This is a genomic window from Alishewanella sp. HH-ZS, assembly GCF_001704375.1.
Lineage (GTDB): Bacteria > Pseudomonadota > Gammaproteobacteria > Enterobacterales > Alteromonadaceae > Alishewanella > Alishewanella aestuarii.
This window is the reverse complement of sequence record NZ_LZEJ01000027.1, coordinates 70,035-83,375: the sequence shown is the minus strand read 5'-3', so window position 1 is coordinate 83,375 and position 13,341 is coordinate 70,035. Positions and strand designations below refer to the sequence as shown.

The 13,341-nt window shown below is 52.6% G+C and carries 11 protein-coding genes; 3 read left to right on the top strand and 8 right to left on the bottom strand.

Annotated features, from left to right (window positions below; translation table 11 throughout):
* Window positions 1–166: 166 nt before the first annotated feature.
* The 4 genes from A9165_RS11755 to A9165_RS11740 form a co-directional block, all read right to left on the bottom strand.
* Entirely contained in the window at window positions 167–1,861 is a 1,695-nt protein-coding gene (locus A9165_RS11755) for a methyl-accepting chemotaxis protein (RefSeq protein WP_065956015.1), read from the bottom strand.
* A gap of 182 nt (window positions 1,862–2,043) precedes the next feature.
* A complete protein-coding gene (locus A9165_RS11750; protein ID WP_065956014.1) occupies window positions 2,044–2,658 on the bottom strand; it encodes an FKBP-type peptidyl-prolyl cis-trans isomerase in 615 nt (204 codons plus the stop codon).
* A gap of 104 nt (window positions 2,659–2,762) precedes the next feature.
* Window positions 2,763–3,062 carry a YfcL family protein gene (locus A9165_RS11745; protein WP_065956013.1) on the bottom strand — a complete coding sequence of 100 codons (300 nt, stop codon included), beginning with the start codon at window positions 3,060–3,062 and terminating at the stop codon, window positions 2,763–2,765.
* On the bottom strand, window positions 3,062–4,192 hold the full coding sequence (locus tag A9165_RS11740; RefSeq protein WP_065956012.1) for an ATP-NAD kinase family protein: 1,131 nt from the start codon (window positions 4,190–4,192) through the stop codon (window positions 3,062–3,064). The genes A9165_RS11745 and A9165_RS11740 overlap by 1 nt, the downstream gene beginning before the upstream one ends.
* A 159-nt stretch (window positions 4,193–4,351) precedes the next feature.
* Between A9165_RS11740 and A9165_RS11735 the strand changes: the two genes are divergently transcribed.
* Complete coding sequence (locus tag A9165_RS11735) at window positions 4,352–5,749, top strand: coniferyl aldehyde dehydrogenase (protein ID WP_065956011.1); 1,398 nt, start codon at window positions 4,352–4,354, stop codon at window positions 5,747–5,749.
* On the opposite strand, the gene A9165_RS11730 is transcribed toward A9165_RS11735, so the two are convergent.
* From A9165_RS11730 to prmB, 3 genes are read right to left on the bottom strand one after another with little or no spacing between them, the layout of a single operon-like run.
* On the bottom strand, window positions 5,746–6,933 hold the full coding sequence (locus A9165_RS11730) for an MFS transporter (protein ID WP_065956010.1): 1,188 nt from the start codon (window positions 6,931–6,933) through the stop codon (window positions 5,746–5,748). The genes A9165_RS11735 and A9165_RS11730 overlap by 4 nt on opposite strands.
* Window positions 6,934–6,970: 37 nt before the next feature.
* A complete protein-coding gene (gene aroC / locus A9165_RS11725; RefSeq protein ID WP_065956009.1) occupies window positions 6,971–8,086 on the bottom strand; it encodes a chorismate synthase in 1,116 nt (371 codons plus the stop codon).
* Window positions 8,087–9,043 carry a 50S ribosomal protein L3 N(5)-glutamine methyltransferase gene (prmB, locus tag A9165_RS11720; protein WP_065956008.1) on the bottom strand — a complete coding sequence of 319 codons (957 nt, stop codon included), beginning with the start codon at window positions 9,041–9,043 and terminating at the stop codon, window positions 8,087–8,089. It lies immediately after the preceding gene.
* Between the two features lie 50 nt (window positions 9,044–9,093).
* Between prmB and smrB the strand changes: the two genes are divergently transcribed.
* Window positions 9,094–9,669, top strand: a complete 576-nt coding sequence (smrB, locus tag A9165_RS11715) for an endonuclease SmrB (RefSeq protein ID WP_008610125.1) — start codon at window positions 9,094–9,096, stop codon at window positions 9,667–9,669.
* Between the two features lie 33 nt (window positions 9,670–9,702).
* On the opposite strand, the gene sixA is transcribed toward smrB, so the two are convergent.
* Window positions 9,703–10,188, bottom strand: a complete 486-nt coding sequence (gene sixA, locus A9165_RS11710; RefSeq protein ID WP_065956007.1) for a phosphohistidine phosphatase SixA — start codon at window positions 10,186–10,188, stop codon at window positions 9,703–9,705.
* Window positions 10,189–10,384: 196 nt separating this feature from the next.
* Between sixA and A9165_RS11705 the strand changes: the two genes are divergently transcribed.
* Window positions 10,385–13,162 carry an insulinase family protein gene (locus tag A9165_RS11705; RefSeq protein ID WP_065956006.1) on the top strand — a complete coding sequence of 926 codons (2,778 nt, stop codon included), beginning with the start codon at window positions 10,385–10,387 and terminating at the stop codon, window positions 13,160–13,162.
* Window positions 13,163–13,341: the final 179 nt, after the last annotated feature.

The window sequence follows — 13,341 nt, the reverse complement described above, 5'->3', positions numbered from 1 at the left end:
TGACTTGTGATCAAGAGACAGGCTGCCGCGGGGGCTTTTTTTTGGTATCAGACCGGGGCTTGGTGGCGTGTAACCTTTAGTAAAAATGCCAACCAGACTAACTGATTGGCATTTGCTTGTACTATCAGGCGTAAACCCAGGATTCAAACAATCTGGACCTGAGGACTCAAACCTTATAATTACCTACTAATACATCTAATTCTGAAGCCAGGGCGTTTAAGCGCTCACTGGTGCTGGAAGCGCGCCGCGTCCCTTCAGCCGTTTCTTCGGTTACTGCAACAATTTGATGTACGTTCTCATTAATGGCGCCGGAAACATGGGTTTGCTCCTCGGCGGCGGTGGCGATCTGCGCATTCATATTATTAATGGTATTGACTGCGCTACTGATTTGATTAAGCGCCAGCTCGACCTGCCGGATCTCATCGACACTGCTTTGGCTGCTTTGTTTTAACTTACTAATCAGATCGATCGCACCTTTAATACCGGCTTGCAAGCGCTGGATCATCTGCTGGATTTCCTGGGTACTTTGTTGAGTGCGACTGGCCAGAGTCCGCACTTCATCTGCAACCACCGCAAAACCACGACCCGCCTCACCTGCACGCGCCGCCTCAATGGCGGCGTTTAGCGCCAGCAGATTAGTCTGCTCGGCAATGCTGCGGATCACATCCAGTACCCCACCGATACTGTCAGATTCTTTACTCAGTTCTCCAATTACCGAAACACCATGTGTGACTTGCTCCGCCAAACCATCAATTACCCGTACCGTTTGCAGCAACGTCTGCTTGGAGTTACTGACCAGATCTTCGGCATTAGCAGCGGCTTCAGACGCCCGCATCGCGCTATCTGCCACTTCCTGCGCCGAAGCCGCCATTTCGTTCATTGCCGTGGCCACCTGATCACTCTCGGATTGTTGGCGTGCCACGCCCTGCCCGGCTTGACGCATAATGCCATTTAGCTCATTGGCACTTTGATTCAGCGTTTTGGTTGAGCCAGCAACCTGAGCCACCAGATCCCGGACCTGACTGGCAAAGCGGTTAAAAGCCTGTGCCAGTTGCGCCAATTCATCATTACCTTCAGCTTTTAAACGGTGGCGTAAATCACCACCACCCTGGGCGATATCGGTCATTGCGGTTACCGCCGATTTCAGTGGCGTAATAATACTGCGCACTACCACCAGTGCCAGTAAGGTAATCACAATTAACGCAATGGCAGCGGTGACTATCGAACTCCAGAGGCTGGTTGCCAGCGAGTCGTCTACCCGTTGCTGCATCACCGCAACCTGTTTATCCAGGCTGTCGATCCAAAAGCCGGTGCCTAACATTAAACCCCATTTGGTCAGCTCTTCGGCATAACCCAGTTTTGGATCCGTGGTATTGGTTTCCGGATTATTCCAGTGATAATACAAGTAACCTTTGCCACTGCGGGCGGCATTCCACAGGCCGCGGATCACTTCAACGCCATTAGGATCTTTAAGATCCATCAAATTACGGCCCTGCAAGGCGGGGTTAGCAGCATGCATCACATTGACGCCCTGCTGATCATAGATAAAGAAGTAGCCCATGCTGCCACTGTCATCAAAACGCAGTTGGCGCAAAATATTAATAGCTTCTTCCCGAATGGCCGGATTGGTCGCTGCATCCGGCGCATTATAAAGATGAGCGATGGCAGTCTTACCCAGCTCCATATAGTTTTTAATCACAGCTTGCTGGCTTTGGCTATAAACCTCAGCAAAGCCATCCACGCCCTGCTGGCCAAGGCTACGTGCCTGCATTAAGCTAAAAGTTACCAGCACTATTGCCAGTAAGGTGCTGGGTAATAACGCCAGCAGGAGGATACGGGTTTGAATGGTCAAATTTGCCATAAGCTACTCTCAGTTCGGGGGAGGACAACACAATTCAGCTGAAAGTATAACGCCTGTACAGAAAACTGCAGAAGAATTGGTAGCTTAGACGCTTAATTGCATAAATTTTAACCGGCGCTCACCTTCTTAAGCAATAAAGCCGGCAACGCCGGCTTTATTGTAATGAGCTCGAACAACAGCCTTTACAGGATCGCCAGCAATTCCACATCGAACACTAAAGTGCTGAACGGTGCAATAGCATTGCCGGCGCCGCGCTCACCATAGGCCAGATTATGCGGAATATATAACCGCAGTTTTGAACCCACCGCCATCAGTTGCAGCGCTTCAGTCCAGCCAGCGATAACGCCAGATACCGGGAATTCTGCCGGTTCACCGCGCTGATAAGAGCTATCAAATACAGTGCCATCAATCAGAGTACCGTGATAGTGGGTACGCACGGTCGAGGCTGCGGTGGGCTTATCGCCTTCGGCGGCTACCAGAACTTCATACTGTAAGCCAGAAGCAGTAACGGTTACTTCCGGACGCTTGGCATTTTCCGCCAGGAACATTTCACCGGCTTCTGCTAAGGCCTGGGCTTTTTCCTGCTCTTCGGCCTGCATGCGCTGGCTAATAACGGTAAAAGCCGCACGGATCTGCTCATCGCTGACTTCCGGCGCCTGCTCGTTGTAAGCAGCAGCTAAGCCGGCGGCGACAGCACTAATATCTAAACCATCAAACGGCCGGTCAGCCAGTTGCTGACCCATTTGTAAACCGATACCGTAGCTGGCGTGCTGCTCTAACGTAGTAAATTTTGACATGGATTTCACTTATATTGACGGGTGCAGCCGGGCTGCACCACTGTTAAAAGATGGCGATATCTTACGTCAATTACCGCCAAAAGTCTTGTTCAGGCTGCCTTAACTCAGGCAGCCTGTTGTAAACGTTGCCAGATATCCTGCACCAGCAATTCGTCTGTTGCGTTTAGCTCGCCCTGGGCAATCGCCTGCTGTAGGCTGTTATTAACCTGTTGCAGCAAGGTGGCCACGCTAAAAGGTTGTTCGTTCAGTTGCAGGGTTCCAACGGCTAAATCAACATGACCACGTAAATAGCCGGCGGCAAACAGCTCATCGTCGGTAGCAACCGGCACTAACTGGTCGAAAAATTCCGCCGCCCGGGCAATAAAGTGTTCGGTATTGCCGTGTTCGGTATTGTTCTCTTGCATTATGCTTCGTCCTCATAACCTAAGCGGTAAATCACATAATCGTTATAGCCGGTCAGCACCGGTATTAAGCCCTGTAACTCGCGATCTAAGGCCATATCACCGGTATCGGCCAGTAATGGCCGGCCATTTAGTTGCTGCAGCTTGCTCTTGGTCGCCAGCAATAGAATATTGTTGCGGCCAATGGCACGGATCACAGCCGGGGAGAGTTGTTGGTTACCGCGGCCAAACACATGGCCCTGACCGCCAATCAAGGTAATAATCAATTTGCTGGGTTTATCCTGCACCAGTTTAAGCAACTGCGCTGCGGTCACATCTTTGGCCAGCAGCTGACCATTTTCGACCACATCCACACCAAGCAGGGTATTGTCCAACCCCAGTTCCGCCATCACTGCGGCAACAGTCGAGCCGGAGCCCATCACATAACGCACATCCGGTTCCATTAAGCCGGCAACGTAAGCCGCTAAATCATCCAGTACCAGCTCTTCTGATTCCTTGCCGGCCATTTTTACGCTTTGTACATAACGCAGCTCGGCCGGAATGCGCATCTCGCCATAGCGGCGGGCTTTGACGACCCCTTCCCGGAAAGCACTTTCATCGATATCCATCACTGCGGCTTCCTGCTGACTGACCAGCTCACCGGCGACCAGTTTGGCCAGCAGCTTACCGGCGGCCAGCGGCGAAATCGCATACACGCCGGAATGGATCTTACAACCGGCAGGGATACCCAAGACGGTGGTTTTAGCGCCGACAACGCTACAGACATTGCGCGCTGTACCATCACCACCGGCAAACAACAGTAAATCGACACCGGATCCGGCAATCACAGCCGCGGCCTGCTCGGTATCGGCTGCCGTAGTGGGTAAAGTCGCCGGGGTAAAACACAGCTGATAATCAAAACCCAGCTCTTCACAAAGCTGTTGCCCCATCTCACCGGCGACGGTGACGATTTGCAGCTTGTCGCGCAGCGGCAGCAGTTGCTCCAGGCTCTGTCTAGCACGCTGCTGTGCCATCGGCACCGCGCCAAGTGCCAGCGCCTGTTCCGCCATGCCATCACTGCCTTTTAAACCGACACTGCCGCCTAAACCAGCCAACGGATTAACAATCAAACCCAAGCGAAACTGCGTTGTCATCGACCTCACCTGTGTGACAGCTTTCGAAATTGCTGCGCATTGTAACGGCTTGACTGCAGCTTGCCCAGCGCTGCGCTACTCGACAACGCTTGCTCCACTGGTTGGACTACTTTAGAGTAACGGCACAACCCAGCCTGTTAAAAGAAGTAGTGACCTCTGATGAGCATAGAAAGCCTGTTTCAACAGCATCAACAGCAGTTTAACGCCGAACCCTATCCGTCACTTGTTATACGCAAGCAACGCTTGCAGCGTCTGGCCGGGTTACTAAAACAATACGATACGGCGTTACAACAGGCCGTTGCCCGCGATTTTGGTCAGCGCAGCAGTGTTGAAACGCAGCTGCTGGAAATCGCGCCCAGTTTGCAGGGCATCAAATATCAGTTATCACAGCTTAAAGGTTGGTTAAAACCGCAGCGCCGCGCTGTACACTATACCTTTGCCCCGGCAAAAAACTTTGTGCTGGCGCAGCCGTTAGGAGTCGTCGGCATTATCGTGCCGTGGAATTATCCCATTTTTCTGGCACTTAGCCCGCTTATGGCGGCACTCTCTGCCGGTAATCAGGTGATGCTTAAGCTGTCGGAATTTACTCCGGCAACCAATGCGGTGCTGGCTGAAATGATTGCAGAGGGCTTAACTGACTGCGTCAGTGTGGTTCAGGGCGATGCCAACGTCGCCGCCGCTTTTGCCGCCCTACCCTTTGATCATCTGTTGTTTACCGGCTCTACCGCTGTTGGGCGCAAAGTGATGCAGGCTGCGGCGGCCAATCTAACGCCAGTGACGCTTGAGCTGGGCGGTAAAAGCCCGGCGCTGCTGACAGCAGATACCGACTTAGCACATTTTAGCCAGCGCTTATTGTTTGGCAAAACCGCTAATGCCGGTCAAACCTGTGTCGCGCCCGATTATGTGTTAGTGCCTAAGGCTCGGATCACGGCTTTGATTAACCAACTGCAAGCCGACTTTGCCAAGCTCTATCCTGATTTTGCTACCAACCCCGATTACAGCGCGGTGATCAATACTCAGCATTATCAGCGCTTACAGCAGCTGCTAAGCGAAGCACTGGCTAAAGGCGCAACCGCTTATCCCTGTGCAGTGATGGTCAGCGAGCAGCAACAACAACAGCGCCGGCTACCGCTAACCTTGCTGGTTGATGTGCCCGAGGAGTGTCAGATTTTACAGCAGGAAATTTTCGGTCCCTTGTTGCCGATTATCGGCTACGAAAGCTTTGAGCAGGCGCTTGACTATATTAAATCCAGACCCAGGCCGCTGGCGCTGTACTTATTTAGTGAAGATAAGCTGTTACAACAGCGAGTGTTAACCCAAACTCATGCCGGTGGCGTTTGTATTAACGATACGCTGCTGCATGTGGCACAGGAGGATTTGCCCTTTGGTGGCATCGGGCCATCAGGTTTGGGTAACTATCATGGTCCGGAAGGCTTTTGGCGTTTTTCCCACGCTAAGGCGGTGCACCAGAAAGGCCGCTTTAGTAGCAGCATTCTGATTTACCCGCCCTTTAACCGGCCGCTGTTTAAAGCGCTGCTTAAGTGGTTAATGCGTTAGGGCGTGTTGACGTTTGCTGCTTTATCATCCGCTCGCGGCATAGTACGCGGTAAGCTTAGTGCCAATAGCATCGCTATTGCCGCTGCCAGTGCTGCCAACGTAAAGGTGGCACTGGCACCAGCCCCATCGCGCCAACTGATACCGGCAATATAAGCACCGATAGCCCCGCCACCGCCATAGATAATACCGGCATAAAACGCCTGACCGCGACCTCGCTGCACCTTGGGGAAAAACTGCTGAATAAACTGCATAGCGCCGCTGTGGGCAATAGCAAAGCTGCCGGCATGTAACAGCATACTGGCCGCCAGCACCAGCGGCTGATCACCAAGATAAGCGACGATTAACCAGCGCAGCGCAGTTAAGCCGTAACAGGCGGCCAGTAAATGCCCCAGTCTGAAACGGCCCAAAATGCGGCCAGCAAAATAAAAGGCGACGATCTCCGCCGCCACCGCCACGCCAATCAGCAAGCCGGTAACAGTGCCGCTATAACCCAGATCGCGGCAATACAACGTAAAAAAGCCATAGTAAGGCGCAAAGCTCATTTGCAGCATTAAGGCCGCGCCCATAAAGAGCCACAGTACCTTACTTTTGAATAACTGACGCCAGGATAAGTGCACCTGTTGACTGGCCGACAACTTAGGCAGCGGTGGCAGTTTAAATAAGCTCAGTAGCAGTAAGCCTAAAAACAGCAGCGCTGTCGCCGGCATAAACTCACTGCCAAAACGCTGAAATAAATAGCCGCCAAGCAGCACCAGAATGATATAACCGACACTGCCGGAGGTACGGATCCGGCTATAAGCGCCGGCATCATCATTCAGCGCATGAAAGGTACAGACTTCGAGCTGCGGTAAAATAGCGGTCCAGAAAAAGCTAAACAGCGCGAAACCGGCCAGTAAGGGCCAAAAGCCGGCATCAACAAAGCTACTGCACCAAGCCAGGATCGCGATGATGGCGCCAAAGCGCATAATGCTCAGCGGTCTGGCGGTTTTATCAGCTAGCGTGCCCCACAGCGCCGGGCCAACGATCCGCGTCGCCGTGACCAGCGCCAGCAATAAGCCAATTTGTGCCGAACTTAAGCCGCGGCCATCCAGAAACAGCCCGAAATAAGGCACAAACAGGCCTAAGACGCCGAAATAAGCAAAATAAGCCAGCGCAAGGGCTGGCTTGGTGGCAAGTGTTAACACGACTGTTCCGTTAAACTAGTTCGATTAAAATGCTGTATTAATTGCTTTGCTGCTGCCGTGCCAGTGCCGCGATATCCGGTGTACTGACCTGGACCCCGGCATTTTGGGCGCGGTGGCGTAGTAGATGATCGAGCAGCACTATTGCCAGCATGGCTTCGGCAACGGGTACCGCGCGAATACCGACACAGGGATCGTGCCGGCCCTTGGTCACCACATCCACCACTTCACCGGCGGTATTAATGGTTTTGCCCGGAATACTGATACTGGACGTCGGTTTTAACGCCATGCTGACCAGAATATCCTGGCCACTGGAAATACCACCTAAGGTACCGCCGGCATGATTCGCCGTAAAGCCCTGCGGTGTCAGCTCATCACGGCCAGTGGAGCCGCGCTGCTCAACTACCGCAAAGCCATCGCCAATTTCCACTGCCTTAACGGCATTGATACTCATCATCGCATGGGCGATATCCGCATCCAGACGATCAAATACCGGCTCGCCCAGACCGACCGGCATCCCGGTTGCCACCACATTCACCCGCGCGCCAACCGAATCACCGTCTTTTTTCAGCTGCCGCATATAGTCATCCAGCGCTTCTAGCTTAGTCGCATCCGGGAAGAAGAAGGCATTTTGTTCCACCTGCGACCAATCCAACTGCTCGGCTTTAATCGGCCCCAGTTGCTGTAAATAGCCGCGGATCTCAATACCGCAGTGCTCAGCGAGATACTTTTTGGCAATGGCGCCGGCCGCGACCCGCACTGCCGTTTCGCGCGCCGACGAGCGGCCGCCACCACGGTAATCACGAATGCCGAATTTGTGCCAGTAGGTATAGTCGGCATGGCCAGGCCGGAACTGGCTGGCAATATTGGCGTAGTCTTGCGAGCGCTGATCGGTATTTTCAATCAATAAGCCAATACTGGCGCCGGTTGTCTGCCCCTCGAACACACCAGAGAGGATTTTGACACTGTCTTCTTCGCGGCGCTGTGTGGTATAGCGTGACGTGCCGGGCTTACGCCGATCGAGATCATACTGTAAATCTTCGGCAGTTAATGCCATACCAGGCGGGCAACCATCGACAATGCCGCCAATCGCCGGACCATGACTTTCACCAAAAGTCGTGACTTTAAATAACTGGCCGATGCTGTTACCTGCCATTTAACTTTCCTCGAATAAATGCTGGCAAGCCACAAGTTGTGCTTTGCTCAGTGCAAAGACGCCAAGGCCTCCGGCACTAAACTCCAGCCAGCGAAATGGGACGTCTGGATATCTATACTGCAATTCAACCATACTATTGCCCACTTCACAAACTAAAATGCCCTGCTCGGTTAAATGCGCTGCCGCATCGCGCAGGATCTGCCGGGTTAATTCCAGGCCGTCGATACCAGACGCCAGCCCCAGTTCAGGTTCGTGCCGGTATTCATCCGGCAGATCAGCCATATCTTCAGCATCGACATAAGGCGGGTTAGTGACAATCAAATCATATTGCTGGCCCGTCAGGGCACTAAAGCCATCTGACAGAATGGGGTAGACCCGCTCCTGCAGCTGATGCTCGGCAATATTCAGCTCACATACTGCCAGTGCATCCTCGCTGATATCGACGGCATCAACCTGCGCCTCCGGAAAGGCCACCGCACAGGCAATGGCAATACAGCCCGAGCCGGTACAAAGATCCAGAATATGGGCCGGGCTGCTGCCAGCCGGTAACAGGCCCTGAAACTGCTGCTTAATCAGCTCGCCAATCGGTGAGCGCGGGATCAAGACCCGCTCATCGACATAGAACGGCAAATCACAAAAATAGGCTTGCTGGGTCAGATAGGCGGCCGGAATACGCTGGGTAATTCGCTGCTGTAACAGTGCGACAAAGTGTTGTTTCTCATCCAATGTCAGGCGCACGCTAAATAACTTTTCATCGCGCAGGGGCGGCAAGTACAACACATGCGACAGCATCACTGCGGCTTCATCCCAGGCATTATCGGTACCATGGCCAAAATAGACTCCACCCTGATGCATCCGGCTAACGGCCCAACGTAACCAGTCATGCAGGGTCTGCAGTTCGCTATAGGCGCGGTCCAGTAATTCAGGACTAAAAGGTGCGGGTAAGGTGTCAGACATGGTATCCTTGGCTCCGGTAGCAGCTAATAAGATAGTATAGATTAAGGCCGATGCAGCAAAAAAAGCCGAAGCCCGATGCACTCAGCGTCGAAGAGCGAGCCCTGTTTCGCGACAGTGTCGCCGGTGCCCGCCCGCTTGAGCAGGACAAGATACCGCCAGTTGTCAGACGCAGCAAGCAAAAACGCCTGCCGACAGCTGCCGCTGAGCTATCTGCGCAAAAACTGTTCTTTTTCTCCGATGAATATGAAGCCATTACCGACACCAGCGGCAGCTTGTCTTATGTGCAGCAGGGTGACGATCCGATGCTGGCCGGCCGCTTACGCCGCGGTGAATTAGAACCGCAGGTGGTACTGGATTTACACGGCATGACAGCCAATGAAGCGAAAACACAGCTGGCTGGCTTACTGGATTATTGCCAGCAGCAGCAATTTAATTGCGCCTGCGTCGTACATGGCAAGGGGCTGGGCATACTGGCACGTAAGGTACCAAACTGGCTGGTGCAACATCCAAATGTACGCGCCTTTCACACCGCCCCAAAAAGCTGGGGCAAGCATGGTGCCCTGTTGTTATTACTGAAAATTAATCAAAGTACCGAGCAGCAGTTTCGTGAACTGCAGCACCGATAACAGCACCAGCTGTCACAGCAAGATCAATCAGCGTTAGCTGCGTACCAACGACAAATCCAGCGGTGACATCTGCTCTAACAACTTCCCGCCGCGTGCTGTCCGGTAATCGATACAACATAAGGCTGCAGTGGTAAAAATGGGTGTGCGGCCGGCGTCGGTAAAGGCTTCGACCAGAAAACTGACCAGCGGCATATGGGATACCAGTAATACCCGCGCATCAGGTTGCTCAGCAAGCAGCAAATCCAGTTGATCTTTGATCTGTAACGCCTGACCATCCGGCACCAATTGCGGTATCACCTCCAGCCGACAGGCCGCCTGCGCTTCCAGCATGATGGCAGCAGTTTGCCGTGTGCGCAGGTATGGGCTGACCCACAGATAGTCAAATGCCGGATAGGCAGCGGCCAACCAGGACGCCATCTGTTGCACTTCCTGCCGCCCCTGGTCAGTCAGCGCGCGTTGCTGATCATCGGCCTGCAGCGGCTGAGCTTCGCCGTGGCGCATGATTACAATATTTACCATGGTGTTATTGCCATACTACTTGATCTGTCCCATCTGGCCGGCCGTTTAACAAATAAGCATGCGTCAGGTGAAAATAGTGCGCTATGATAATGAAAGTCAGCCGCCAGCGTAACTGCTATTAAAGCATAAGACCTATGCTGGTTATTACTTATCGCTATGAGAGGTGCCCACAGCAGGTGCCTTTAAAGGATGCATCTTGGCCAGTTCACCGATATTGCAAAGCCCGAACGATCCCAGACAGTACCGGCACCTTGTCTTAGCTAACGGTTTAGCCGTGCTGCTGGTTCAGCAAGCCGACAGCGAAAAAAGTGCGGCGGCGTTGACCGTCAATGTCGGGCACTTCGACGATCCGATAGAACGCGAAGGTTTGGCCCACTTTTTAGAGCATATGCTGTTTTTGGGTAGTGCCGCTTACCCACAGGCCGGCGAGCTGCAGCAATATATCAGCGAACACGGCGGCAGCCACAATGCCTGGACCGGCACAGAGCATAGCCAGTTTTATTTCGATCTTGAACAGCAACATTTTGCTGACGGCTTAAGCCGCTTCGCTGCGATGTTTACGGCGCCCTTATTTAGCAGTGACTATGTCGAAAAAGAGCGCCAGGCCATTGAAGCAGAATTCTCGCTAAAGCTAAAAGACGATAGCCGGCGCATCTATCAGGTGCATAAAGAAAGCATTAATCCGGCACACCCCTTTGCCAAGTTTTCGGTTGGTAATGCCCAGACGCTGGCAGACCAACCGCACGAAAGTCTGCAGCAAGCGGTTAAACGCTTTTTCGATAGCCAATACAGCGCTCAGAGGATGTCATTGTGCCTGGTTGGCCCACAGAGCCTGGCTGAGCTGCAGCAACTGGCAACACGCTATTTCAGTGCAATTAAAGGTGATGTTGCGGCAAAGAGCCCGCTGCAGGTACCACTCTATCTGGCCGAGCATCAGGGATTACAGTTAACTATCCGGCCACATAAGAGCAGCCAGCGGTTAGTGGTGAGTTTTGCGCTTCCCGATATCCAGCCCTGGTATCGCTATAAAATCGTCAGTTTTCTCGCCCATCTGTTAGGTGATGAAGGGCCTGGTTCATTGTTAGCCATGCTGAAAGCGCAGGGACTGGTGAATCAGCTAAGTGCCGGTGGCGGCATTGATGGCAGTAACTATAAAGATTTTACGCTAGCGTTCGAATTAACCCAGCTTGGCCGCCAGCAATACCAGCAGGTCGTGCAGGCGGTATTCGCTAAATTGCAGTTACTGCAACAAAGCGCCTTTCCCGAACAGTTGTTTAAAGAGCGGCAGAAACTGCTGCAATGGGCTTATCAATTTTATGAGCCCGCTACGGCATTGCAAACGGCGATGGATCTGTCGCTGAACCTGCAGCACTATCCGCTACAGGATGTGATCTTTGGCGATTACCGGATGGAGCCGCCGCCGCTTGCGCTGTATCAGCAGCTATTGAGCTATTTTAACGCCGCTAACCTACGGCTGATGCTGATTGCCGATGATGTCACTACTGACCGTCAGGCCCGCTGGTATCATACGCCCTATCAGCTGCAAGCAATTGATCAATCCTTACTCGCTGCGCTTGCCCAAACCGCGCTGCTTGACGGCATCCAGCTGCCAGAGGCCAATCCCTATCTGCATGCCGATTTAACCTTACTCACCGCAGCGGATCATTTAGATAAGCCAGAATTGTTCTTTACTGACCCTGGGTTAAGCCTTTGGTACAAAGCGGATACGGACTTTAATAGCCCCAAAGGCCATATTTTTATTCAGTTGAGCCTGCCCAATAGCTGTCAGACGCTGCAACAGCAAGCCGCCAGTCGCTTATGGGTCGAATTACTGTTAGATCGCTTTAATCAGCAGCTTTACGCCGCAACAACTGCCGGGCTGAATTATTTTCTGCATGTTCACCGCCAGGGGCTCAGTTTACAGACCAACGGCCTGAGCGCTAATCAGCTACGTCTGGTTGCTGATCTGTTAGCACAGCTGCCAGATCCACAGTTTTGTCCGCAACGTTTTGCAGAGTTAAAACAGCAACTGTGCCGGCACTGGCTAAACAGCAGTAAGAATAAACCTGTTGCCACCTTATTTTCAAAGCTTTCGGCTGTGCTGCAACCACAGAATCCGGAGCCGGTACAACTGGCAACGGCGCTGGCCGCGTTAAGCTATGCCGATTTTCAACAGTTCCGGCAGCAGGTCTGGCAAGCCTTGCATCTGGAAGCGCTGTTATTGGGCAATTGGAATCGGACTGATGCGCTGGCCTTACAGCAACTGTTACAGCACTGGCAACGGCAGCAAGGCGCTATCGGTCAGGCGCTCAAACCGCAACAATGCCTGATCCGCGATCTGGGCCCCGTCTGGTTGGAAAACCCACCCGACTCGCCTTCCGACCATGCGTTGGTTATTTATCTGCCCGCGCGGGAAAAATCCCCCGTGATGATGGCGCTGTTTATGCTCGCCAATCACATCTTATCGCCGCGTTACTTTCACCAGCTGAGAACCGAACAACAACTGGGCTATCTGGTCGGCACCGGCTATGTCCCGGTCAATACCCTGCCGGGCATGGCGTTCTATATCCAGTCGCCTAATCAGCCAGCCGGTACTCTCTATCAGGCAACAGTAGCCTTTTTCCGGCAATTTATCAGCGAGTTGAATCAACTGCATGACAGCGATTTTCAGTCATTAAAGCAAGGCCTAGCTGCCCAACTGGCGGAACGGGATATTAGTTTAAGTGCCAGAGCTAAGCGGTATTGGCTGGCATTGAGTCAGGGCGATTATAGCTTTGATTTGACACAACAAATTCTTAATGCATTACAAGATATTGACCGACTGCGGTTTCAGGATTTTTTAAAGCAGCTGCTTGCCGCCGAGTATGATGTGTTGTTATTCGCCACCGATCCACCGCCAGCGGATACTTATGTAAAATGCCTGCATAAGTCGCAGTTGACAGAATTATTACAGCAGCAGCAAAAATGCTTTTGACAGTACCGATTTTCTCCGTTACCGTAGTCCAAAAGCAGTACTGAATAAATAAAAAAGTGCGCGATAAAACAATAACTTTTCTCACCCTCTCTTTTTTGGGGCTAACACTTGGCGTGTTATTTTTCTTGCCCCTCGCCGCTACGGCCCTTAGCTGGGATACCGTACAGCCTTATTTATTT